Origin of the sequence: Reyranella sp. (assembly GCF_965227665.1) — a bacterium.
Classification (GTDB): Bacteria; Pseudomonadota; Alphaproteobacteria; order Reyranellales; family Reyranellaceae; genus Reyranella.
Genome location: NZ_OZ245767.1, coordinates 5287652 through 5309364 on the forward strand (window position 1 = coordinate 5287652; position 21713 = coordinate 5309364).

At 66.4% G+C, this 21713-nt stretch carries 20 protein-coding genes; 8 read left to right on the forward strand and 12 right to left on the reverse strand.

The genetic code is table 11. The annotated features are described in order from the left end of the window. Positions 1 to 148 precede the first annotated feature (148 nt). Both boxB and boxC read right to left on the reverse strand, forming a co-directional pair. Positions 149 to 1567 (reverse strand): benzoyl-CoA 2,3-epoxidase subunit BoxB, encoded by a 1419-nt coding sequence (gene boxB, locus ACO07I_RS25565; RefSeq protein ID WP_422012450.1) that lies wholly within the window; start codon positions 1565 to 1567, stop codon positions 149 to 151. A gap of 161 nt (positions 1568 to 1728) precedes the next feature. After that, positions 1729 to 3387: a 2,3-epoxybenzoyl-CoA dihydrolase gene (boxC, locus tag ACO07I_RS25570; RefSeq protein ID WP_422012452.1), complete on the reverse strand. Its 1659-nt coding sequence runs from the start codon at positions 3385 to 3387 to the stop codon at positions 1729 to 1731. Between the two features lie 77 nt (positions 3388 to 3464). Here boxC and ACO07I_RS25575 point away from each other — a divergent pair, with 77 nt between their 5' ends. From ACO07I_RS25575 to ACO07I_RS25585, 3 genes are read left to right on the forward strand one after another with little or no spacing between them, the layout of a single operon-like run. Continuing rightward, complete coding sequence (locus ACO07I_RS25575) at positions 3465 to 3884, forward strand: GNAT family N-acetyltransferase (protein WP_422012454.1); 420 nt, start codon at positions 3465 to 3467, stop codon at positions 3882 to 3884. Next, complete coding sequence (locus ACO07I_RS25580; RefSeq protein WP_422012456.1) at positions 3881 to 4276, forward strand: Rrf2 family transcriptional regulator; 396 nt, start codon at positions 3881 to 3883, stop codon at positions 4274 to 4276. Before ACO07I_RS25575 ends, ACO07I_RS25580 begins: the two co-directional genes overlap by 4 nt. A 10-nt stretch (positions 4277 to 4286) precedes the next feature. Then, a complete protein-coding gene (locus tag ACO07I_RS25585; RefSeq protein ID WP_422012458.1) occupies positions 4287 to 4958 on the forward strand; it encodes a hypothetical protein in 672 nt (223 codons plus the stop codon). Positions 4959 to 5051: 93 nt separating this feature from the next. Here the strand turns inward: ACO07I_RS25585 and acdA are convergent, their stop codons facing one another. The 9 genes from acdA to ACO07I_RS25630 form a co-directional block, all read right to left on the reverse strand. After that, positions 5052 to 6245, reverse strand: coding sequence for a 3-sulfinopropanoyl-CoA desulfinase (gene acdA / locus ACO07I_RS25590; RefSeq protein WP_422012460.1), 1194 nt, complete (start codon positions 6243 to 6245; stop codon positions 5052 to 5054). Between the two features lie 12 nt (positions 6246 to 6257). Then, a complete protein-coding gene (locus ACO07I_RS25595) occupies positions 6258 to 7700 on the reverse strand; it encodes an adenylate/guanylate cyclase domain-containing protein (RefSeq protein ID WP_422012462.1) in 1443 nt (480 codons plus the stop codon). A 65-nt stretch (positions 7701 to 7765) separates the two neighbouring features. Beyond that, entirely contained in the window at positions 7766 to 9268 is a 1503-nt protein-coding gene (locus ACO07I_RS25600; protein ID WP_422012464.1) for an adenylate/guanylate cyclase domain-containing protein, read from the reverse strand. 61 nt (positions 9269 to 9329) lie between these two features. Further along, complete coding sequence (locus ACO07I_RS25605) at positions 9330 to 10421, reverse strand: transglutaminase-like domain-containing protein (protein WP_422012466.1); 1092 nt, start codon at positions 10419 to 10421, stop codon at positions 9330 to 9332. 319 nt (positions 10422 to 10740) lie between these two features. Beyond that, positions 10741 to 11457 carry an ABC transporter ATP-binding protein gene (locus ACO07I_RS25610; protein WP_422012468.1) on the reverse strand — a complete coding sequence of 239 codons (717 nt, stop codon included), beginning with the start codon at positions 11455 to 11457 and terminating at the stop codon, positions 10741 to 10743. Continuing rightward, positions 11454 to 12185 carry an ABC transporter ATP-binding protein gene (locus ACO07I_RS25615; RefSeq protein ID WP_422012470.1) on the reverse strand — a complete coding sequence of 244 codons (732 nt, stop codon included), beginning with the start codon at positions 12183 to 12185 and terminating at the stop codon, positions 11454 to 11456. The genes ACO07I_RS25610 and ACO07I_RS25615 overlap by 4 nt, the downstream gene beginning before the upstream one ends. Beyond that, positions 12182 to 13180, reverse strand: coding sequence for a branched-chain amino acid ABC transporter permease (locus tag ACO07I_RS25620; protein WP_422012472.1), 999 nt, complete (start codon positions 13178 to 13180; stop codon positions 12182 to 12184). The genes ACO07I_RS25615 and ACO07I_RS25620 overlap by 4 nt, the downstream gene beginning before the upstream one ends. Then, positions 13177 to 14058 (reverse strand): branched-chain amino acid ABC transporter permease, encoded by an 882-nt coding sequence (locus ACO07I_RS25625; RefSeq protein WP_422012474.1) that lies wholly within the window; start codon positions 14056 to 14058, stop codon positions 13177 to 13179. The genes ACO07I_RS25620 and ACO07I_RS25625 overlap by 4 nt, the downstream gene beginning before the upstream one ends. A gap of 15 nt (positions 14059 to 14073) precedes the next feature. Continuing rightward, on the reverse strand, positions 14074 to 15327 hold the full coding sequence (locus ACO07I_RS25630) for an ABC transporter substrate-binding protein (protein WP_422012476.1): 1254 nt from the start codon (positions 15325 to 15327) through the stop codon (positions 14074 to 14076). A gap of 73 nt (positions 15328 to 15400) precedes the next feature. On the opposite strand from ACO07I_RS25630, the gene uraD reads away from it, so the two are divergent. The 5 genes from uraD to ACO07I_RS25655 all read left to right on the forward strand — a co-directional run bounded on the left by uraD (position 15401) and on the right by ACO07I_RS25655 (position 20877). Then, the gene (uraD, locus tag ACO07I_RS25635) at positions 15401 to 16282 is read left to right on the forward strand and encodes a 2-oxo-4-hydroxy-4-carboxy-5-ureidoimidazoline decarboxylase (protein WP_422012478.1); all 882 of its coding nucleotides are present in this window, start codon (positions 15401 to 15403) and stop codon (positions 16280 to 16282) included. Positions 16283 to 16301: 19 nt separating this feature from the next. After that, complete coding sequence (locus tag ACO07I_RS25640) at positions 16302 to 17741, forward strand: NAD-dependent succinate-semialdehyde dehydrogenase (RefSeq protein ID WP_422012480.1); 1440 nt, start codon at positions 16302 to 16304, stop codon at positions 17739 to 17741. A gap of 155 nt (positions 17742 to 17896) precedes the next feature. Next, entirely contained in the window at positions 17897 to 18871 is a 975-nt protein-coding gene (locus tag ACO07I_RS25645) for a Bug family tripartite tricarboxylate transporter substrate binding protein (RefSeq protein ID WP_422012482.1), read from the forward strand. An 85-nt stretch (positions 18872 to 18956) separates the two neighbouring features. Further along, on the forward strand, positions 18957 to 19898 hold the full coding sequence (locus ACO07I_RS25650; protein ID WP_422012484.1) for a Bug family tripartite tricarboxylate transporter substrate binding protein: 942 nt from the start codon (positions 18957 to 18959) through the stop codon (positions 19896 to 19898). Positions 19899 to 19902: 4 nt separating this feature from the next. Then, positions 19903 to 20877: a Bug family tripartite tricarboxylate transporter substrate binding protein gene (locus tag ACO07I_RS25655; RefSeq protein ID WP_422012486.1), complete on the forward strand. Its 975-nt coding sequence runs from the start codon at positions 19903 to 19905 to the stop codon at positions 20875 to 20877. 54 nt (positions 20878 to 20931) lie between these two features. Here the strand turns inward: ACO07I_RS25655 and ACO07I_RS25660 are convergent, their stop codons facing one another. Then, entirely contained in the window at positions 20932 to 21678 is a 747-nt protein-coding gene (locus tag ACO07I_RS25660; RefSeq protein ID WP_422012488.1) for an SDR family NAD(P)-dependent oxidoreductase, read from the reverse strand. Positions 21679 to 21713 lie beyond the last annotated feature (35 nt).

Genomic DNA, 21713 nt, shown 5'->3' on the forward strand with positions numbered 1-21713 from the left:
TTCAAGAGTGGATAATCCACGGTTGAGTGGCTCGCTGACTGTAGTTGCTGTCTTGGTGAAGAAACAGCGAAACCTTGAGCAGGATCAAATATTTCGTTCGGTCCGCCCCCCGCAACTCAAGGGAGAGTCCGGGGCGGCGTCGCCGAACCTAGTTGAAGCGCACGTATTCGAAGTCGGCCGGCTGGTTGTTGATGCCGCGGGCCGGCGGGGCGATCCAGTGGGCGAACTTACCGGGCTGCGTGACCGCGGCGCCCATCAGCGAGGTGACGTAGGCGCGGTCCTCGTCGGTCGGCAGCCACCGGTCCTTGTTGGCATTCCACTCGGCTTCGGAGAGGACCTTGCCCTCGGGCGAGACGCGCAGGCCGGCGAAGGCGCCGATCTGGCGGTCAAAGGCGCGATGCGGCAGGGTCATCTCGAAGTTGATGCCGGCCCGCTCGATGGTCTTGTTCCAGCGCAGCACGCCCTTGGCGCAGTCGTCGATATAGTCCTGGCGCAGCCGCTCGTTCAGCGCCTGCAGGGCAGGGACCGCCTTCTTCACGATGCGGCCATCCTCGACCGTCTCGATCTCGTAGGTCGCGTTGGTGAGCAGATGGTCGTCGTCGATGCGGGTCTCGAGGAAGCGGCCCTTCACGCCCTGCGTGTAGTAGTTGGCCGCGTTGGTCGAGGCCTCCTGGCCGAACAGGTCGAGCGACACCGAGAAGTGGAAGTTGAGATACTTCTGGATGGTCGGGAGATCGATGGCGCCCAGGCTGCGCACGTCGTCGGTCCTGTGCTCCTTCATCAGCTCGCAGGTGCGCTGGAGGATGCGGCCGACGCCGGTCTCGCCCACGAACATGTGGTGGGCTTCCTCGGTCAGCATGAAGCGGCAGGAGCGGGCCAGCGGATCGAAACCGGACTCGGCCAGCGAGGCGAGTTGGTACTTGCCGTCGCGGTCGGTGAAGTAGGTGAACATGAAGAAGGACAGCCAGTCCGGCGTCGCCTCGTTGAAGGCGCCCAGGATGCGCGGCTTGTCGGGATCGCCCGAGTGGCGCTCCAGCATCGCCTCGGCTTCTTCGCGGCCGTCGCGGCCGAAATAGGCGTGCAGCAGGTAGACCATCGCCCAGAGATGGCGGCCTTCCTCGACGTTGATCTGGAACAGGTTGCGCAGGTCGTAGAGCGACGGCGCGGTCTTGCCAAGCAGCCGCTGCTGCTCGACCGAGGCCGGCTCGGTGTCGCCCTGCGTCACGATCAGGCGGCGCAGGGTCGAGCGCATTTCGCCGGGCACGTCCTGCCAGGCGGGCTTGCCCTTGTTGTCGCCGAAGGCGATCTGGCGCTCGGGATCGCGGTCGGCCAGGAAGATGCCCCAGCGGTATTCCGGCATCTTCACGTAGCCGAAATTCGCCCAGCCGTTGGAGTCGGTGGAGATGGCCGTGCGCAGATAGACGTCGAAGGCCGAGGTGCCGTCGGGGCCCATGTCCTTCCACCAGTCGAGGAAGCGCGGCTGCCAGTTCTCCAGCGCGCGTTGCAGGCGGCGGTCCGAGGAGAGATCGACGTTGTTGGGAATGAGCTGGCTGTAGTCGATGGCCATGTCTGCCTCCTTGGAATGCTGCTGTCGGAGATCACCTCACCCTGAGGAGGCGCGAAGCGCCGTCTCGAAGGGTGGGAACGAGCACCTTGTCTGTTGAACATCCTTCGAGACGCGCTCCGGTGGAGCGCTCCTCAGGATGAGGTCGGGTGGGTTCGGTCATTTCACGCCCGCTTGCGGTCGTACTTGCTCTGCTTGCCCGTGCCGTAAAGCTTCAGCGCGCCTTCCGGGCCGGTCGCGTTGGGCCGCTGGAAGATCCAGTTTTGCCAGGCCGACAGGCGCGCGAAGATCTTGGTCTCCATCGTCTCGGGGCCGGGGAAGCGCAGGTTCGCCTCCATGCCGATCAGCCCGTCGGGCGAGAAGCCGGCGCGTTCCTCGATGGCAAGGCGCACCTCGTCCTCCCAGTCGATGTCGTCGGGCGTGAAGGTAACGAGGCCGGCCTCATCGGCTGCGGCGGCGTCCAGCGGCTCGCGGGCCTGGTCCCTCAGCGTTTCGACGTGGCCGGGATCATTGAGGAAGCGCGTCGAAAGCCGGGTCAGCCCATTGCCCATCGGATAGGGGCCGAAATTCATCTCGGTGAGCCGCACCGTGGCGGCCGGCAGGTTCGAACCCTCGAACACGCCGTCCAGCATGTAGGATCGGTCGGCGGCCAGCGCGACCTCGAGCAGGGTGCCGGTGAAGCACGAACCGGGTTCGACCAGCGCGATCAGGCTGCGCGAGCTTACATCCAGGCGCTTCAGCGTGCGCTTCCAGTAGAGCACGATCTCGCGGACCAGCCAGTCGTCGGCATTCTGGGCAAGTACGGCGTCATACGCTTCGACCAGCGTGGCATCGCCCTGGCTGGTGAGCACCCAGGTGCCGATCTCGGTCTCGTTGAGCCGCAGATGCATCATCGCATCGTCGAACTCGCGGGCGAGCGCCAGCGGCCAGAAGGCGGCGCCGGCCGCCTGCACGTCGTCGGGCGGCGCGGAGGAGGGGCCGTTGAGGCGGAACTTCGCCGAGCGGCCTTCGCGGTCGATCTCGACGGTGAGGTTGGCGTAGCGCAGCGTGTCGCCCTCGATCTGCCGCTCGACGGTCGGCAGCGCGATGCCCTTGGCGTCCTTCGGGCGCGACGACTTTGCGGCGATCTCCTCGGCGATCTGCTGCGTCTGCTCCACGAGTTTCGAGGGCGGGATCAGCTGGTCGACCAGCCGCCACTCGCGCGCCCGCTTGCCGCGCAGGCCCTCGGCCGTGGTGCAGAAGAAGTCGGCATGGTCGCGGCGCACCATGCGCTTGTCGACCAGGCGCGTGAGCCCGCCGGTGCCCGGCAGCACCGCCAGCAGCGGCAGTTCGGGCAGCGACACCGCGCTCGATCCGTCGTCGGCCAGCAGGATCTTCTCGCAGGCCAGCGCCAGCTCGTAGCCGCCGCCCGCGGCGATGCCGTTGATCGAGCAGATGTATGTCTGGCCAGACTGCGTGCTGGCGTCTTCGATCGCGAGGCGCGTCTCGTTGGTGAACTTGCAGAAGTTGACCTTGTGATCGTGGGTCGACAGGCCAAGCATGTTGATGTTGGCGCCGGAGCAGAAGATGCGGTCACGCTGCGAGCGGATCACCACGGCGCCGATCTCGGGATGCTCGAAGCGCAGCCGCTGCACGGCATCGGCCAGTTCGATGTCGACGCCGAGGTCGTAGGAATTGAGCTTGAGCTTGTAGCCGGGCTTCAGCCCGCCATCCTCGTTCACGTCCATCGTGAGATAGGCGACGCCGTTCTCGAACGCGAGCTTCCAGTGCTTGTAGCGCGAGGGTTCGGTGCGGAAGTCGATGGGCGCGGCGGCGGGGTCCATTGGCATCCTTATTTCTGTAATTCGGTACTGAATTACCTATTTACTTTCCCGGCCGCAAGGTCATTCTCTCCCCAGACATGCCCGCCATCCGCCCCGCCCAAGCCACTGATCTGAAAGCGATTTCGGCGCTCGATGCGCGGCTGACCGGGTCGGACAAGCCCGATTACTGGCGGGAAAGGCTGGGGCCGGATCGCCATTTTCTGGTGGCCGAGACAGCCAATGGCGCGTTGGCTGGCTTCATCGCCGGCGAGGTCCGGGCCTGGGAGTTTGGCCAGCCGGCCGCCGGCTGGGTCTTCGCCATCCAAGTCGATCCGAAAACGCGCCTGAAGGGCGTGGGCAGCGCACTGTTCGAAGCGCTGGCTACGCGCTTCAAGGCGCAGGGCGTCACCCATGTGCGCACGCTGGTCGATCGCAAGGATCATCTGATCCTGTCCTTCTTCCGCGCGCAGGGCATGACAGCCGGCCCGTCGCTGCAGCTCGACAAGGAGCTGCGGTGAAGCTCCAAACGGCGACGCGGCTCGGCCTCTACGCGACGCTGGAATTGGCTCGCGATCCCACCCGTACGCTCTCCGCCGCCGAACTCGGCGAACGCTTCGGCGTGTCGCCGCACTCGCTCGCCAAGGTACTGGGCACTCTTTCTGCCGCCGGATTCGTGCAGGGCGGCCGCGGCGCGTCCGGCGGGTATCGCTTCACCGGCAACCGCCGCCGCCTCACCCTGATGGACATCGTGGCGCTGTTCGAACCCGCGCCGGGCAGCCGCGCCAAGGAGCCGGGCGAAGACACGGAGATCGGAGCGGCGCTGCAGCGTGTCCTGACCGAGATCGACGAGATCGCTGAGGCGACGTTGCGATCGGTGAGTCTGGAGACGATGCTGAAGCATCCAATGTGAGGGCGCCCGCATGATTGTTCGGCTGCTGTTACTTTTCGCCTTGCTTCTGCCTACTCATGCGTTCGCGCAGACGATGGGCCTGGCGCCCAAGGTTTGTACTGGTGCCGGCCTCTCCGGCTTCGACTACGAAGAGTATCAGGCCATGGAATGGCCGGAGGAAGCCCGCCGCATCAAGGCGGACGTTCCGAACGTCGCGCGTCGGGGCGATCGTCTTCGCCTGACGATCGATGGCGGCGAGAGTATCGAACTACAGGATTGTCTCAACGGCGACGGCAGCTATGGCTATCTCTACGAGAGATTCGACGATCCCGGCCGCTTCTATGTCGTCCGTACGCCAGCGTACGAGGACTTCTACTACACACTGGTCATGAAGAAGACTGGTCGGTTGTTCGTCGTCCATGGCACTCCGGTCTGGTCCTCGGATAAGTCACGATTCCTGGCGGTCGGGTGTTCGGCGCTGCCACCGCGCGGCACGCTGACGATATACACACCTTCGGGCGACGGGCTCGCGACCGAGGCGGAGATCGAGTTGCCCTGCGCGACCGAGAGCTGCTCAGCGCGCTGGGATTTTCAGTCGTGGATATCGATCGCCTGCACGCCGCGCGACGACACTGCGAAGAAGGGCCAGGAGTTCGTCCTGATGCGCGGCAACGACGGCAAGTGGAACCGGTTCGGGCGTTAGTCATTGGAGCGCGCCACTCCAGTGGCGCTCATATGTTGTCGATACGCATGACATGAGCGCAACTGGAGTTGCGCGCTCCGTTGATACGTTCCGCTACGCCTTGTCCCAGCCATCCCGCGTCTGCGGCAGCTTCTTCTTCAGCAGCGCGCCCGCCACGACGTTGCGCAGCACTTCCGCGGTGCCGCCGCCGATGGTGAACATGCGGACGTCACGGACCATGCGTTCGAGCGGCAGTTCGCGGCTGTAGCCGCGGGCGCCGAAGAACTGCAGCGCTTCGTTCACGATCTGGATGGCGCTCTCCGACGTGAACACCTTGGCCTGCGCGGCCATCAGCATGTCGGGGAAGCCGCCTTCACCCGAGCGCGCGGCGTTGTAGACCAGCGCGCGGGACGCCGAGAGCTTGATCGACATGTCCGCGAGCTTCCATTGCAGGCCCTGGAACTCGTTGATCGGCCGGCCGAACTGGTGGCGCGTCTCCGACCAGTCGAGCGCCAGCCGATAGGCGCCGTCGGCGATGCCGAGCGCCACGGTGGCGGCGCCGACCCGCTGGCTGTTGTAGGCGGTCATCAGGTCGGCGAAGCCCTTCTTCAGGCCGCGCGGCGGGATCACCAGCGCCGACGGCGGCACGTCCATGTCCTCGAGATCGATCACCGCTTCGGGGATGCCACGCAGGCCCATGGTCGGCTCGCGCTTGGTGATCTTGAGGCCCTTGGTCTCGTCGCGGATGGCGAGAAAGCCGCCGATGCCCTCGAATGTGCCCTTCTCGTCGTAGACCTTGGCGAAGATCAGGTGCAGGCGCGAGACGCCGCCGCCGGTGATCCAGTGCTTGCGGCCGTTCAGGACGTAGCGGTTGCCCTTCTTGTCGGCGCGCGTGGTCATGCCGTTGGCGTCGGAGCCGGCATCGGGCTCGGTGATGCAGATGGCGGGCTTGTCGCCGGCCAGCACCATGTCGGCGGCCATTTTCTTCTGCTCTTCCGAGCCGTAGGCCATGACCGCGCTGATCGCGCCCATGTTGGTCTCGACGGCGATGCGGCCGGTGACGGCACAGGCCGAGGACAACGCCTCGATGGCGAGCACGGCGTCGAGCCAGCCCTTGCCCTGGCCGCCATACTGCGTGGGAATCGTCATGCCAATGAGTTTGGCGTCCTTCAGCAGCTCAACATTGTCCCACGGGTACTGCTCGGTGCGGTCGACCTCGGCGGCCCGGTCGGTGACGGGGCCGGCCGCCAGTTCGCGGGCGCGGGCCTGCAGCTCGAGCTGATCCGGTGACAGGGCAGACGAGTTCATGGACGGCGGACCTCAGACAGTATCGACGGTGAAGATGGCGACCGACCCGCTCCGGCCGCGAACGGCCGTGCTACCAAGCGGCTTGAACACGAACTCCGTTCCGCAGCCCGCGCGCGTCGTCTCCGCGAGGAGAATGCTCGTGCCGTGGTCCTTGTTCAACTTCTCAAGCCGGGCGGCAAGGTTCACCGTGTCGCCTAGCAACGTGAAGCTCAGCCGCTGTCCGGCGCCGATCGAGCCCCCGATGACCGCGCCGGTACTGATGCCGATGCGGGTGACGAAGGGGACCTTCGCTTCGCCGAAACAGCGGCCGGCGACGGCGCGCTGGATGTCGATGGCGGCGCGAATCGCGGCCGAAGCGTGGCCCGGACAGGCGAGCGGCATGTTGAAGGAGGCGAACAGCCCGTCGCCGATGAAGGTGTTCACCACGCCGCCATGGGCGCGAATGGGAGCAAGCACCGTCTCGAGATACTCGTTGAGGGCGCCGAAGAGCTGGTCCGGCGGTATTTTCTCGGCGATCGTCGTGAAGCCCGACACGTCCGTGAACAGGATCGTTGCCTCGCGGGTCTCGCCGGCCAGCACGCCGTTGCCGCCGCGCTGCAGGATGGTCGAGGCCACGCTCTCGTCGACATAACGGCCGAACGTTTCGCGGATCTGCTCGCGTTCGCGTAGCCCCTCGACCATCGTGTTGAACTGGCCGGTCAACTCGCCGACTTCGTCGTTCGAGGTCACGGGAACTCTTACGGACATGTCTCCGCGGGCCACGGTAGACATGGCACGGGACAGGATGCGGATGGGACGCAGCAGAGATCGCCAGATGAAATAGACCGAGACGGCGACGCCCATCAGCGCGATGGCGACGTCGGTCGCGATCTCGAACTGCACCTTCACGCCGTCATAACTCACGAGGTCGATGACGACAGCCGTCATCGGTGCGAGCGAGATGACGAGCAGGGCGATGCCGAGCTTCAGGCGGTAGCGGCCGAAGAACAGCGACAGGTTCCTGCCGGTGCGCTCGAAGATGAAGCCGCAGAGGTCGCCCAGATAGTCGCTTATGACGAAGTAGATATAGGTGAAATAGAAGAGTGGCAGCATGAGCAAGAGCGCCACGGTATCGGCCAGCGTCTGGCTGGGCAGGGCACGCACGGTTTCATCCGGCCAGAGATACGGAGCCGTCACCCGGAATCCCACCATCGCCAGCGCAAGCAGCGCGACACGCGAAGCCGTCAGGATTGGAAGTTGCGTGATCCGGCGCTCCACATCCTCGAACGGGCGCCGTCCCCACAAATACTCTTCGATGGGCACGAAAAGCCGCCAAGAGACCAGCGCGTTGACTCCCAGCAGCAGGACCAGCCCGACGGCGATCGACCGTGGCGCATAGGCCCAGGCATCCGCGAAAGCGACGAAAATACTGGTGAAGGCGACGTCGACCCCGGCCGCGGAGACGGCTCGAAGCAAGTAGCGCCGCCGCAGGCCACCGATTTCCGCCGCCGTGGCGACGGGTTGCTCGCCTCCCGCCGGGGTCACAGGGGCTGGCCCACGCGATAGACGACGACGCCGTCATGGTGGCCGCGTACGTCGGTCGTGCCCAGCCGTTCGCAAAAGGCCTGCGCACCCGCTGCCACCACGGTGCTCTCGGCGGCGAGGATGCGCGTCCCGAACTTCTTGTTGAGCTGCTCGATCCGCGCGGCCACGTTCACCGCGTCGCCCAGCAGCGTGTAGCTCAGCCGGTTGTCGGTGCCGATGGTCACGCCGATGACGGGGCCGGTGTTGAGGCCGATCCGGGTCGGGAGGGTGAAGCCACGGGCGAACCTGGCCATGGAGAGAGCCTGCTGGATCTCGATCGCGGCCGCGATGGCGGCACGGGCGTGATCCGGCAGCGGCCGCGGCAGGCCGAAGCTCACGAACAGCCCGTCTCCGATGAAGCTGTTCACGATGCCTCCGTGGCGCTGAATCACCGGGACGACGGTGTGAAGATAGGCGTTCAGGAGGTCCGCGACCTCGCCGGGCGTCGTGCTTTCGGAGAGGCCCGTAAATCCCTCGATGTCCGTAAACATCAGGGTCGCATCGGCCGTCGTGTCGATGCTGCGGCCGGTATTGCCACGATTGGACAGGATCGAGGCGGCAACCGTCTCGCTGACATACTTGCCGAACGTGTCGCGCAGATAGGCCTTCTCGGCGAGGCCTTCGACCATCTCGTTGAAGCGGCTGGCGGCATGGCCGAGTTCGTCATTGGAAGTGACCGGAAGGCGCACCGTATAGTCATTGTCGGCCACCCGGCGCAAACCACCGTCCAGGCGCGTGATTGGCCGGGTCAGCGCGTTCGAAATCCAATAGTACATGAAGACGGTGCCGATCGCCGAGGTCGTGATATCGGCCGAGGCTTCCCGGACGAGACGGTCGCCGCTGTAGCTCAGCATATCGGCGACGATCAGAATCATGGTTGCGAAGGACACGAACAGGAGGGCGAGGGCCACCTTGCGGCGGAAACGGCCGCCGAACGTTGCAATGTTGACGCCCCTCGTGCGGAAGAGTTCCTCGCACAGGTGATCGAGGTACGCCGCGACGACGAAGAAGGTGAGGACCACGTTGAAGCCGGTCCCGACCGTCAGGTTGGCAATGACGTCCGGCCAGGCGACCTGCTGCAGCGTGGCGCCGAAGGTGATCTCGAGGCGATGGGACAGCAGGCGAAGCGCCACCATCGGGGCGTACATCACCCCGATCACCGTTGCAGAATGGCGCGGCAGCCGTGCCAGAGAGAGCTCTATGTCGCCGAAGGCCGCACGACCCTCGATGAAGCGCCGGATCGGCCGGATCAGGAGCCAGGCGCCCAGTCCGACGCCGACGGCGAGGAACAGCGTCGTGATTGCAAGCGAGGGGAGCACGACTTCCGGGGCGCCGTTCAGCGCCGAATAGACGAACACCGAAACGACGTCGATCAGGAACGGCACCGACATCGCAAGATAGTAACGATGCACGAGTCTGGCCGGCGACAGTTGCGCCGCCGCGTCGTTGGGTGCGTTCATCCGCCGGATATAAAGCGGATCGGGACGGAGCGGAATGCCCCGTCCGTCGGATCGAAACGGCCTAGGCCGTCAATTCGCGCGCCGTGATCCGGTACTTGAACTTGTCCGGGTCGAGCGAATCGAGGAAGCCGGACCGGTTCTCCGCCTGGGGATACATCAGGAAGGCGATCGGCTCCTCCCGGGAGCCCGGCAGCTTCACATCGTGCGCCACATTATAGGCGAGCCAGTTGCCCTCCCAGGAGCCGAACAGCGCGCGTCGGGCCGCAAGCACCTTCGGGTCGGACATGGCGAGGTTGGCCGGCGGTTCTTCCAGCACGACCTTGCGCACGTCGGCGGGATCGACCGGCGTCCAGCCCGAGCCGCTGAGCCAGACCTCGGCACGGCAATGCTGCGCCTTGGACACGACCTCCGAGCCGGCGCCCAGCGCCTTGAAGCCGAATTCCGACGGCATCACGCGGATACCGTAGACGTCGCGTGCCGGCAGGCCAACCGAGCGGGCAAGGCCAACATAGAGTGCGTTGAGGTCGGCGCACTTGCCGTTCAGATTTCCGGTGCGGATCATGGTGGTGATGTCGCCGACCCCGCAGCCCAGCGTCTTGGCGTTGCGGAAGGTGTTGTCGACGACCCAGTCGTAGATCGCGCGCGCCTTGGCGAGGTCGCCCTGCTTGCCGCGCACGATTCCGTCGGCCGTTTCCTTCACGAGGCCGTCGGTCGGCAGGAAGGTGGTCGGCATCAGGTTCAGTTTCCGCTCGGCCTCGCTGAGGGGCGCGGCGTTGCCCTGACCCGGCACGACCGATCGGTTCTGCGCCTGGACCTGCGCCACGATCTCGATGACGGGCGCCTGCTGGTCGGCGGCCCATTCGACCCGGAGCATCTCCGCGCCATACTTGGGATCGCGCACGCGGTCGGCGACGCGGGCATTGCCGGTCCAGGTGACGGTGCCGGGGCGCTGCCAGTCCGGCGCCTCGAAGGTCGGCAGCGGGATCCACGCCTTCGTGGCTCCGGCGGTCGGCTCGACCCGGGTCGTCAGGACGTAGGTGCGCCAGCCCTTCGGCACAGGCGCATAGGTGGCGGCCTGTGCCGATGCGAGGCGTGGCGTGAGGCCGAGGGCACCGGCGGCAATGCCGGCCTTGAGCATGTCACGACGATTCATCTTGGTGTTTCTCCCCATGGGCAAGGTCTGCCGGGGAGGGCGGTCGTCCCGTCGTCGGGAGGAGCCGGCGCCATCCCGGACCGATCCGCGTCGCACGCGACAGCGTCAGTACCGGAAACGGCTAGGATTGCAGCGGGCGGAGCCGTGCGTCAACGCCTCATAGACCTGCCCCGGCCGCCAAAAAGAATCGGGCTGGACGAATGATCGAAATAAACGAAACAAACGAAACATTCGAAACGAGAGTCGCACCCCCGAAAGAGGTATCCTGATACCGCCGCCGGTTCGATATCGCCCGCCGGTCTCGGAGGCCAGCGCCGCGCTAGAGGCCGAGATAGGCCTGCCGGACGCGGTCGTTGGTCAGCAGGTCGGCGCCTCGGCCCTCCAACTCGATGCGGCCGTTCTCCAGCACGTAGCCGCGATCGGCGATGCGAAGCGACGCCATCACGTTCTGCTCAACCAGCAGGATGGTGAGGCCCTCCTCGTTCAGCCGGCGCACGATGCGGAACACTTCCTGCACGATGGTGGGGGCCAGCCCGAGCGAGGGCTCGTCGAACATGATGAGGCGCGGCTGTCCCATCAGGCAGCGGCCGATCGCCACCATCTGCTGCTCGCCGCCCGACAGCGTCCCGGCGGCCTGGCGACGCCGCTCCGCGAGCCGAGGGAACATCGCGAAGACGCGCTCCAGCGTCTGCTTCTCCAGCGCACGCGCGCGTTTGGGAGTGGCACCCATCTCGAGGTTTTCGAGCACCGAGAGATTGGGGAAGACCTGGCGACCCTCGGCGACATGGCCGACGCCCGCCTCGCAGACCCGGTACGACGGCCAGCCGGTGATGTCGCTGTCGTCGAAGCGGACATGGCCACGTGCCGGCTTCTCGATGCCGTGGATCGAGCGGATCAGCGAACTCTTGCCCGCGCCATTGGCGCCCACGATGGCGACGATTTCGCCCTGGGCGATTTCGAGCGACACGCCGGCCAGCGCCTGGGCGTCGCCGTAGAAGAGGTCGAGATTCTCGACCTTCAGAAGGGGGGCACTCATGCGGGCTCCGCCTCGCCGAGATAGACGTCGAGGACGGCCTGGTGGCGGGCGATCTCGGCCGGGGTGCCCTCGGCGATCTTCTCGCCGTAGCTCACGACAACGATGTTGGACGCCAGCGCCATGACGGCCCGCATGACATGTTCGATCAGCAGGATGGTGAGCCCGGTGCGCTGGTTCAGCTCCTGCAGGAACGTCACCATCACGTCGATCTCGGTCGGCCGCAGCCCCGCCATGACCTCGTCGAGCAACAGCAGCTTGGGCTCGGTGGCGAGCGCGCGCGCGACTTCCAGGCGCTTGCGGTCGGGCAGGGTGAGGCTCTCGGCGGCCTGGTGCCGGCGATCGTGCAGGCCGAGCTGCATCAGGATGTCGGCGGCATAGGCACGGGCGTCGGGAAGCGCCGGCCGGCGGTGCAGGGCCCCCACCGTGACGTTCTCCAGCACGCTCAATCCCTTGAACGGCTTCACGATCTGGAAGGTGCGGCCGACGCCCGCGTCGCAGACGCGATCGGGCCGCAGGCCGGAGATATGCCGCCCGTCGAGACGCACGCTGCCGGCGTCGGGGCGATAGACGCCGGCGATCATGTTGAAGATGGTGGTCTTGCCCGCGCCGTTGGGCCCGATGAGTGCGTTGATGGCGCCGGCCGGCACGTCGAACGAGACATCGTGCACGGCACGAAGGCCGCGGAAGCTCTTGCCGATCCCGTCGAGTTCGAGCCGGGCGCCGCTCATTGGCGCTTCTCCCCGAACCCGAGGCGGTCGGCGATCCACGGCCAGACGCCGGCCGGGCGGTACATCACGATCACCAGCAGGGCGAGACCGTAGAAGATCTGCTTAAGGCCGGAGATGTGGAAGACCTCGCTCAGGTCGGTGAAGATCTCGCCGAGGCCGGTCAGCACCACCGCGCCGACGATCGGCCCGAACAACGTCCCCAACCCGCCGATGATCGGCGCCAGGGTGAACTCGATGGACCGCCCCATGGCAAAGGCCGTCTCGGGGAAGAGGTTGTTGTAGTAGAAGGCGTTCCAGACGCCGGCCAGCGCCGTCAGGGCCGCCGAGATCATGATCGCGATCATCTTGCAGCGCAGGACCGGGACGCCCACCGCCTGGGCCGCTTCTGCGTCTTCGCGGATGGCCAGCCAGTAGCGGCCGAGCCGGCTTTCGAGGAGGAGGCGGCAGAGGATGAAGGTGCCGGCGGCCAGCGCCAGGATCACGTAATAGAAGAGCAGCGGCCCGCCGCGCAGGTTCAGGATGTCGGAGGTGGCATCGACCTTGAGGAACAGGCCGCCCGATCCGCCGGCCCAGCCCCAATGGTCGAAGGCGATGCGTGTGAACTCGCTGAAGGCGATGGTGAGCAGGGCGAAATAGACGCCCGCCAGCGAGAAGCGGAAGCCGAGATAGCCGACGATCGACCCGGCGGCGACCGCGGCGGCGACCGCGACGAAGACGCCGGCCCACGGACCGATGCCGTAGTGGAAGAACAGGCCGGCGGCGATGTAGCCGCCCACGCCGGCATAGAGGGCGTGGCCCAGCGAAAGCTGGCCGGCGAACCCCATCATGATGTTCCAGGCCTGGCCGACGAAGGCGAAGTAGAGGATCAGGATCAGGACGGAGAGGCCGTATTTTCCGAGCAGCGCCGGTGCGACGAGCAGGAGCACGAGCAGCAGGCCGAGACACCACAGGGAGCGGGCCGGCACGCCCCCGGTGAGATGCGCAAACAGTTTCATGGGCCGCTCTTGCCGAACAGGCCCTGCGGGCGCAGCAGCAGCACGAGGATGAGGATGCCGAAGCTCACCATGCTCTTCAGCGACGGCTGCAGCAGGAGCCCGGCCACCGCCTCGCTGACGCCGATCAGCAGGCCGCCGGCCAGCGCGCCGGTCATGCTGCCGAGACCGCCCACGATCACGATCACGAAGGCGAGCAGCGTGTATTCGGCGGCGAGGAAGGGCGTCACCGGAATGATGGTGATCATCAGCGCTCCGGCCGCACCGACGCAGGCCGCGCCGACGCCGAAGGTGAAGGCATAGAGCCGCCGGACGTCGAGGCCGACGACCAGGGCGCCGAGATTGTTGTCGGCAGCGGCGCGGATCGACTTGCCGGTTCGGGTGCGGGTGAAGAAGAGCCAGAGCAGGCCCGCGATGACCACCGCGGTGAGGGCGGCATGAACGCGGACCGCGTCGAAGACGAAGGGGCCGAGTTCGTAGGATTCGAACTGCGAGTCCATCTGCACGCCACGCGAGTCGGGACCGGCGATGACCAGCGAGACATTGACCAGCAGGATGGCGATGGCCAGCAGCAGCAGGAACTGCTGGTGCTCGGGCCGGCCGATGAACGGGGAGATCACGGCGCGCTGCAGCGCATAGCCCGCGCCGAAGAAGATCACGGCGATCACCGGCAGGCTCAGCATCGGCGAGACCTGCAGGTACTCGAAGCCCATCCAGGCGAGATACATGCCGACGACCATCATCTCGCCATGCGCGAAGTTGACGACGCGCATCACGCCGAAGATCACCGAGAGGCCAAGCGCCATCAGCCCGTAGACCATGCCGGTCAACAGGCCCTTGGTGATCGCTTGGGCGAGCGAGAGGAGGAAGTCTGCGGTCAACGCGCTAGTCGGCCATCAGGTGCGGCGCTTGTCGTTCCACGACGGCATCGGGAAGACGAGCGGGGCGGCGGCCGATTCGAGCGGCAGCACGACCGTGGGCTTGCGCTTCAGGTTCTCGACGGCGGTGGCCTTGATGTTGACGTTCTGGCCCTTGGAGTCGAACTGGATCGGGCCGCCGACCATGACGTGCTGGTCGATCTTGATCTTGCGCAGCGCCTCCATCAGGTCGCCGGGCTTGGTCGACTTGGCGGCGAGCCAGGCCTGGGCGGCGATCAGGATACCCTCGAAGGTGAAGCCGCCGTTGAGGTCGAGCTGGTCGTTCGGGAACTTGGCGGCGTGGCGCTTTTCCAGCGACGCCGTCATCGCCGATTTCGGGTCGAGCCACGGCACGTTCGAGATCATGTACTCGCCGTACTTGCCCATGGTCTTGAGAAAGTCCTGCTCGTAGAGGCCGGGCGCGCCCGGGTTCAGGACGCCCATCGGCTCCCAGCGCTGCTTCACCATTTCCTGCACCAGCAGCTTGGCGTCGTTCAGGCGGCTGACCGGCAGCAGCAGCTCGGCTTTGGTAGCCTTGGCCTTGGCGACTTCGACCGACAGATCCTTCGCGGCGACGTCGTAGCTGATCGTGTCGACCAGCTCGTAGGGCATGTCGAGCTTGGGGAAGAGCGCCTTGATGCCATTGATCATCGAGGTGCCGAACGTGTCGTTCACGCTCATCAGCACGGCGGTCTTGGGCGTCTTGCCCGAGATCTTGAAGATCTCCTTGTGCAGCGACAGCGCGCCCGTGATCAGCATCGGCGCCGTCGGGAAGTTGCGCACGACGAACTTGTAGCCCTGCTCGGTGATCTGCGGGGCCGCCGCGATGTTCACGACCAGCGGCACGCCGCGCTGCTCGCAGACCTGGGCGATGGCGATGGTCTGGCCGGAATCGAAGGCGCCGACCAGCATGTGGCAGCCCGCGTCGATCGCCTTCTCGGCCTGGGTGCGGGCCACGTCCGGCTTGGTCTCGGTGTCGTAGTTCACGATCTCGAGCTTCACCGGCATCTTCATGTCGGCGAACACGTCGTTGGCCACGTCGGCGCCGCGCTTGCAGGCCTGGCCGATCTGCGCCTGGAGGCCCGAGGTCGGCAGCAGAAGGCCAACCTTGAGATTGGCGGGCGCGCCCTGGGCAAACGCCTGGCGCAGCGGCAGCGGGGCGCCCAGGAGGGCGGCGCCAGCGAGAGCCGACTGGCCCAGGCGACGGCGGGTGAAGGTGTTGCGGCCGGTCATTGCGGCTCCTCCCAAGGGTTTTTGCTGGCCGGGACTATAGAGGCTGACTTCTGTGCGTGCTAGGTCGGCCGGCATGATCCATAGCCTCGACGACCTCAATCGCGCGACCGTGGGCGACTTCGCGGCCGCCGTCGGCGACACCTTCGAACTGGCGCCGTGGGTCGCCGAAGCCGCGGCAGCCAAGCGCCCCTTCGCCACCGTCACCGCACTTCACGACGCGATGATGGGTGCGGTGCGCACAGCGCCCCGCGAACGCCAGCTTGCTTTCGTGTGCGGCCATCCCGATCTCGCGGGCAAGGCCGCCCGGGCGGGCGCGCTGACCGCGGACTCGCGGCACGAGCAGGCGAGCGTCGGGCTCGACACGCTCTCCGAGGAAGAATTCGCACGCTTCCATCGCCTCAACGATGCCTACAAGGCGACGTTCGGGTTCCCCTTCATCGTCTGCGTCCGCCGACACACGCGCGATTCGATCCTGGCCCAGTTCGAACGCCGGCTGCGCCACGATGCGGCCACGGAATTCGCGACCGCCCTGCAGGAAATCTCCTTCATCACGCGGCTGCGGCTGGCGGCCAAGGTGAGCGGCGAGGGAATGCCGCGTGTCAACGGCCGCCTCAGTACACATGTGCTCGACACGCATGCGGGACGGCCGGCGGTCGGCCTCGCGATCGAGCTCTATGAATTCGCCGGCGAGCGCGCCCATCGCATTGCCACCGCCACGACCAACGCCGACGGGCGCACGGATGCGCCCTTGATCGGCGGCCGGCCGCTGCCGATCGGTCGCTACGAGCTGCGCTTCGCCGTGGGTGACCATTTTCGCAGCAGGGGCATAGAGCAGGGCGATCCGCCTTTTCTCGACATCGTGCCTTTACGGTTTTCCATTGGCGAGCCGGAGGGGCATTATCACGTCCCGCTGCTCTGCACGCCGTGGAGCTATTCGACCTATCGCGGAAGTTAGAGACGACGGAGGAGAACCAATGACGAGCTACAGCGACGTATCCTTGATGATCGACGGCGCCTGGACCAAGGGCGCCAACGGCCGGACGATCCCGGTCATCAATCCGGCGACGGAAGAAGTGATCGGCCATGTGGCCCATGCCGAGAAGGCCGATCTCGATCGCGCGCTCGAGGCCGCCGAGAAGGGTTTCCAGCAGTGGCGCAAGGTCTCGCCGTTCGATCGCTACAAGGTCATGCGCAAGGCCGCCGAGCTGATGCGCCAGCGCGCCGACGAGATCGCGCCCATCATGACGATGGAGCAGGGCAAGCCGGTGATGGAGGCCAAGGGCGAGACCCTGCTGGCCGCCGACATCATCGACTGGATGGCCGAGGAAGGCCGCCGCACCTACGGCCGCATCGTCCCGGCGCGCTTCGAGAACGTCTATCAACTGGTGACGAAGGAGCCGGTCGGCCCGGTCGCCGCCTTCACGCCGTGGAACTTCCCGATCAACCAGGTGGTGCGCAAGGCTTCGGCGGCGCTGGCCACGGGCTGTTCGATCATCATCAAGGGACCGGAAGACACGCCCGGCTCCTGCGCCCAGCTCATCAAGGCCTTCGTCGATGCCGGCGTGCCGGCGGGCGTCATCCAGCTCGTCTATGGCGTGCCGTCGGAGATCAGCGAGTATCTGATCCCGCATCCGATCATCAAGAAGGTGACGTTCACCGGCTCGACGCCGGTCGGCAAGCAGCTCGCGGCCCTGGCGGGCGCTCACATGAAGCGCGTCACCATGGAACTGGGCGGCCATTCGCCCGCCATCGTGTTCGAGGATGCCGACATCGACCAGGCGGTGAACATCCTGGGCGCCAACAAGTTCCGTAATGCCGGACAGGTCTGCGTCGCGCCGACCCGCTTCCTGGTGCACGAGAAGGTCTATCCGGAGTTCGTCGAGAAGTTCACCGCCTACGCCAAGAACCTCAAGGTCGGCAACGGTCTCGACAAGGACACGCGCATGGGCCCGCTCGTCGCCGAGCGCCGTCTGCACGCGATCGATGGTTTCGTGAGCGATGCCATCGGCAAGGGCGCCAAGGTCCAGACCGGCGGCCAGCGCAAGGGCAACAAGGGCTACTTCTACGAGCCGACCGTCCTCACCGACGTGCCGCTCGACGCCCGCATCATGAACGAGGAGCCGTTCGGCCCGCTGGCCCCGATCTCGTCGTTCAAGGACTTCGACGGCGTGATGAAGGAAGCCAACCGCCTGCCGTGGGGCCTCGCGGCCTACGCCTACACCACGAACAGCAAGACCATGACCCAGGTCGGCGCCGCCTTCGAAAGCGGCATGGTGTCGATCAACCACCATGGTCTCGCCCTGCCGGAAGTGCCGTTCGGCGGCATGAAGGACTCGGGCTATGGCTCGGAAGGCGGCGTCGAGGCGCTCGAGGCCTACCTGAACACCAAGTTCATCAGCCAGCTCGGCATGTAAAATCGCCGCAGCTTGCGGGAATTGGCCCTCCTCCGATCCGTCGGAGGAGGGCTTTTTCGTGCAAGCGGCCGCTCTCCGAAACGGCGGGCAAACACAGGCTCGCCTTTTGGCCGCGCCGACTTATACGGGTCCCGTCTCGATCGAGGAGCGTATAGATGAAGCGTAGAAATGTTCTGGCCGCTCTCGGCGGCCTTCCGGTCGCCGTGACGCTTGGTGCTGCTGCGCAGGCGCAGGAGGCCTATCCCGCGCGCGTGGTGAAGATCCTCGTGCCGTTCGGCCCGGGCGGATCGACCGACATCATCTCTCGCCTGATCGGCAAGCAGCTCGAGACGGTGACGGGCAAGCCTTTCGTCATCGAGAACAAGCCCGGCGCCACGGGCATGATCGGCACGACGCAGGTCAAGAATGCGCCGGCCGACGGCTATACGATCCTGCTGGGCTCGACCAGCACGCTGGCCGCCAATTTCAGCCTCTACAAGCAGATGACCTACGAACCGTCGGACTTCACGACGGTCGCGGTCAACGGCACCATCGGCAACTTCATGCTGGTGAAGCCTGACGCGCCCTACAAGACGGTGAAGGAATTCGTCGAGTACGCCAAGAAGCAATCGAAGCCGCTCTTCTCGGGCTACGGCAACGCCTCGTCGCGCGTGCCGGCGGCCCTGTTCGAGGTCACGACGGGCGTGAAGTTCGAGGAAGTCGCCTACCGCGACGCCGTCGCCTCGATCCAGGATCTCAATGCCGGCCGCGTCGACTGCGTGTTCCCCGACCAGGTGGTGGGCGAGAGCTATGTCCGTTCGGGTTACGTGCGAGCGCTGGCCGTGACCTCGAAGGAGCGGTCTGCGCTCTTTCCGGATATCCCGGCCGTCGCCGAGACCTATCCTGAGTATGTGATCATCTCCTATTCGTGCTTCTCGGTGCGCAAGGAGACGCCGGACGACATCAAGAAGAAACTGAACCGCCTGATCATGGATGCGCTTTACGAGCCGTCGGTGATGGAACGGGTGAAGCAGCTCGGGTTCCTGCCGCCGCCGAAGGACTGGACGATCGAGCAATGCGATGCCTTCGTGGCCAAGGAGCGCGAGGATTGGACGAAGTACATCAAGCTCGCGAAGATCGAGCCGCAGTAATACCCGGTATTGCGCCGCCGCGGCCGGACGTTAAGCTCCCGGCCGAATGAGCGGGATTGCGCGGCGGAGCTTGCTGGGGGGATTGATGGCGGCCGGCGCCGGGCCGATGGTCCCGGCGCGCGCCAGCGACTGGCCGACGCGCAGCGTATCCTGGATCGTTCCCTTCCCGGCCGGCGGCGGCTCCGACATGTTCTCGCGCCCCATCGCGGCGAGGGTCGCCGAGGCGATCGGCGAATCGGTCGTGATCGACAATCGCAGCGGCGCCGGTGGCACGGTCGGCACCGCCGTCGCGGCGCGGGCCGCGCCGGACGGCTATACGATGCTGGTCGGCGACACCGGCCTCGTCTATGCGCCGACAATCTATCCGCGGGCCGGTTTCGACTTCCTGCGCGACTTCGCGCCGATCGCCGCCTTCGGCCGCGTGCCCTATGCGCTGGTGATCAATCCGGCGCGGATCGATGCCCCCAATCTCGAAGCCTTCATCGAGATGGCGAAGAAGGCGCCGGGCAGCATCGACATCGGCTCGGCCGGGCTCGGCACGGTGACCCATCTCGCAATCGGCCTTTTCGAAGGGCGCGCCGGCATCAAGCTCACCCATGTTCCCTATCGCGGCGGCGCGCCGATGCTGCAGGACCTGCTGGCCGGCCAGATTGGCGCCGCTTTCGTGCTGGTGAGCGCGGTGGCGGGCGCCGTCCGGTCGGGCAAGCTGCGCGCGCTCGCGGTCATCAACCGACGCCGCGATGCGCAGCTGCCGGACGTGCCGACGGCGCACGAGGCGGGGCTGGCCGATTTCCGGATGACCACCTGGTTCGGCCTGTTCGCGCCCATCCGCACGCCCGATGTCGTGCTCGACCGGGTGCATGCCGCCGTCCAGCGAGCGCTGGGTTCGGACGAGGTGAAGCGGCTGTGGGCCGAGCATGGGGCGAAGGTCGAACTCGAGAGCCGCGCCGACTTCGCGAACTTCATCGGCCGCGAGGCCGAGCGGTGGACCCGCATCGCCAAGGCCGCCAACGTCCAGCTGGAGTGAACCGATGAGCGTCTCGCGTCGTGCTGCCTTGGGTGGCGTGCTGGCCGCGGCCATGGCAGGACCGGTCCATGCGCAGCAATGGCGTCCGCCGCGGGCCATGAACTGGATCGTGGCGTTCCCGCCGGGCGGCTCGAACGACACCTTCGCACGTCCTGTCGCGGCCCATGTCAGCCAGCGCTTCGGGCAGCCGGTGGTGGTGGAGAATCGTAGCGGCGCCGGCGGCACGCTGGGCGGCATGGTGGTGGCGCGGGCGCGTCCCGATGGCTGCACCCTGCTGGTCGCCAACAGCGCCCAGTCCTTCGCGACCGTCGTCTATCCCGAGTCGGGCTTCGACCTGCTGCGCGACTTCGCCCCCGTCAGCAATATCGCCAAGGTGCCGGTCGGGCTGGTCGTCAATCCGGCCAAGCTGGACGTCAAGGATCTCTCGGGTTTCCTCGCGGCGGCGCGCAAGGCGCCGGACACGATCAACATCGGCTCGTCGGGCCTCGGTACCATGCCGCATCTCGCCATCGAGCTGCTGCAGCGGCGCACCGGCATCAGGCTGATGCATGTGCCCTATCGCGGTGGCGGACCCGCCCTGCAGGACCTGCTGGCGGGCCAGCTCGACGCCACCTTCCAGCCGTTGAGCACGATTGCCTCGTACGTCCAGTCGGGCAAGCTGCGGGCACTCGCCGTCGCAACCGCGAAGCGCGAGAGCGTGCTGCCCGACGTGCCGACCTTCGCCGAGGCCGGCGTGAAGGACTTCGAGGTCAGCACCTGGTACGGCCTGTTCGCACCGGTCAAGACGCAAGCCGTCGCGCTCGACGCGCTGCATGCTGCCGTCCAGACGGCGCTGGCCGAGCCCGACATCAAGCGCATCTGGGCCGAGCAGGGTGCCCGCATCGACCTCGAAACCCGTCAGGCCTTCGGCGACTTCGTGAAGGCCGAGGTCGAGCGCTGGAGCGCCATCGCGCGCACAACCGGCCTGCCGATGGAGTAGGGATTCCTCAGGCTGCTCTCCCCCGCGAGGGGGGAGAGCAGCCTGACTCGAGAATCAGGTCTGGCCGCCGCCGTTCACCTGGATCATCTGGCAGTTCACGTAGGCGCCGCCGTCGGAGACCAGCAGCCCGAGCACCGAGCCGATCTCGGCGGGCGTGCCCATGCGGCCGAGCGGGACCTTGGCCATCGTCTCGAGACGATGATGGTTCGACTCGTCGTCGTCCTCGACATCGGCCGAGATCGGGCCGGGCGATATGGCATTCACCGTGATGCCCTTCGGCCCGAACTCCTTGCCCAGCGCCTTCGTGAGTCCCCAGACGCCGTGCTTGGCGACCGAGACCGGGGCGCGGCCGGCGTAGCCGTGCATCGCATTCATGCCGGTGAAATTGACGATGCGGCCCCAGCCCTTCTTCACCATGCCGGGCAGGCAGGCCTGCGACAGCCAGACCGCGGCGTCGAGGTCGACCGAGATGACGCGCCGCCAGTCGGCCTCGCTCATCTCGAGGAAGGGTTTGGCCGGCCGCAGCGCCGCGTTGTTCACCAGCACGTCGACCGAGCCGAACCTGGCGATCGCCTCCTGGGCCATGCGGCGGCACTCGTCGGGGCTTCCAACATCGGCCATGACGACCAGTGCCTCGACGCCGAGTGCCGCGGCTTCCTTCGCCACGGACTCGCAGGCCTTGCGGTCGGACGAGCCGTTGATCACGACGTCGTAGCCCATCCGGGCAAGCTCCAGGACACAGGCCCGGCCGATGTTTCGGCCTGCGCCGGTCACCAAAGCTGTTCTACGCGTCGTGGCCATTCTATATCTCCCGCTTCATATGTTCAGAGGGCGTG

What these genes read in the sequence shown, in the direction of transcription:
- boxB (WP_422012450.1), bottom strand. Translation starts at nt 1,567, where the DNA reads ATGGCCATCGACTACAGCCAGCTCATTCCCAACAACGTCGATCTCTCC.
- boxC (WP_422012452.1), bottom strand. Translation starts at nt 3,387, where the DNA reads ATGGACCCCGCCGCCGCGCCCATCGACTTCCGCACCGAACCCTCGCGC.
- ACO07I_RS25575 (WP_422012454.1), top strand. Translation starts at nt 3,465, where the DNA reads ATGCCCGCCATCCGCCCCGCCCAAGCCACTGATCTGAAAGCGATTTCG.
- ACO07I_RS25585 (WP_422012458.1), top strand. Translation starts at nt 4,287, where the DNA reads ATGATTGTTCGGCTGCTGTTACTTTTCGCCTTGCTTCTGCCTACTCAT.
- acdA (WP_422012460.1), bottom strand. Translation starts at nt 6,245, where the DNA reads ATGAACTCGTCTGCCCTGTCACCGGATCAGCTCGAGCTGCAGGCCCGC.
- ACO07I_RS25600 (WP_422012464.1), bottom strand. Translation starts at nt 9,268, where the DNA reads ATGAACGCACCCAACGACGCGGCGGCGCAACTGTCGCCGGCCAGACTC.
- ACO07I_RS25605 (WP_422012466.1), bottom strand. Translation starts at nt 10,421, where the DNA reads ATGAATCGTCGTGACATGCTCAAGGCCGGCATTGCCGCCGGTGCCCTC.
- ACO07I_RS25610 (WP_422012468.1), bottom strand. Translation starts at nt 11,457, where the DNA reads ATGAGTGCCCCCCTTCTGAAGGTCGAGAATCTCGACCTCTTCTACGGC.
- ACO07I_RS25615 (WP_422012470.1), bottom strand. Translation starts at nt 12,185, where the DNA reads ATGAGCGGCGCCCGGCTCGAACTCGACGGGATCGGCAAGAGCTTCCGC.
- ACO07I_RS25620 (WP_422012472.1), bottom strand. Translation starts at nt 13,180, where the DNA reads ATGAAACTGTTTGCGCATCTCACCGGGGGCGTGCCGGCCCGCTCCCTG.
- ACO07I_RS25630 (WP_422012476.1), bottom strand. Translation starts at nt 15,327, where the DNA reads ATGACCGGCCGCAACACCTTCACCCGCCGTCGCCTGGGCCAGTCGGCT.
- uraD (WP_422012478.1), top strand. Translation starts at nt 15,401, where the DNA reads ATGATCCATAGCCTCGACGACCTCAATCGCGCGACCGTGGGCGACTTC.
- ACO07I_RS25640 (WP_422012480.1), top strand. Translation starts at nt 16,302, where the DNA reads ATGACGAGCTACAGCGACGTATCCTTGATGATCGACGGCGCCTGGACC.
- ACO07I_RS25645 (WP_422012482.1), top strand. Translation starts at nt 17,897, where the DNA reads ATGAAGCGTAGAAATGTTCTGGCCGCTCTCGGCGGCCTTCCGGTCGCC.
- ACO07I_RS25650 (WP_422012484.1), top strand. Translation starts at nt 18,957, where the DNA reads ATGGCGGCCGGCGCCGGGCCGATGGTCCCGGCGCGCGCCAGCGACTGG.
- ACO07I_RS25655 (WP_422012486.1), top strand. Translation starts at nt 19,903, where the DNA reads ATGAGCGTCTCGCGTCGTGCTGCCTTGGGTGGCGTGCTGGCCGCGGCC.
- ACO07I_RS25660 (WP_422012488.1), bottom strand. Translation starts at nt 21,678, where the DNA reads ATGGCCACGACGCGTAGAACAGCTTTGGTGACCGGCGCAGGCCGAAAC.